This window comes from Pseudoalteromonas sp. BMB (assembly GCF_001709235.1).
In the GTDB taxonomy this organism is placed as follows: Bacteria; Pseudomonadota; Gammaproteobacteria; order Enterobacterales; family Alteromonadaceae; genus Pseudoalteromonas; species Pseudoalteromonas maricaloris.
The window spans coordinates 1-587 of sequence record NZ_MBQA01000055.1 but is presented as its reverse complement, the minus strand read 5'-3'; the positions used below and the strand labels follow the sequence as shown (position 1 = coordinate 587).

Below are 587 nucleotides of genomic sequence, written 5' to 3'. Positions count from 1 at the left end.
GGTCTCGAAGATGAGTTGAAGAAGAAGATGGAGAAGACTTGGGCGGATAGGATGAATTCCTTCAAGGAACGAGGGCCCAAAACGTTGCCCAAGTGGGATCCTACTGCTCCCAAGGTCAAAGAGGTCATTGAGGCAAGAACGTACGACGACGACGATGACCTTCTTGACTTAGAACCACCATCCTTTGGAGCACCCGCAGAACCCGAACCAGCCCCAAGAGCTCCTTCACCTCCTCCACAGGAAGAGGAAGAAGAAGAAGAGGAAGAGGAGGAGGATGAAGAAGAGGAAGAAGAGGAAGAATAAACGGCTAATAGTGCGGAAGGAAATCTGGATTTTGCGGGTTTGGAGTGTAGAACTGAGTAGTCGTGTCTTCCTCAAACTTTCTCTAAAAAAGCGCAAACAAAACTCATAAAAAATCATTGCAAGCTGTCACTAAATCTTCTTAAAGGGAAATCATCATATGCACCAGAAACAAGTCGGCTTGGAAAATTGCTGAAGAAAATTTAGTGCAGGGAGACCCTGTGCAGGTGATGAAGTTTTTCATGGTTACATTTTTTTGGTTTACGGCTTCTGTGTCTGAAAATCAT

1 protein-coding gene is annotated in these 587 nt (G+C 45.1%); it reads left to right on the top strand.

The window, feature by feature from the left end:
* On the top strand, positions 1-303 hold a 303-nt coding region (locus BB427_RS24390), incomplete at its 5' end, for a hypothetical protein (protein WP_175401238.1).
* Positions 304-587 lie beyond the last annotated feature (284 nt).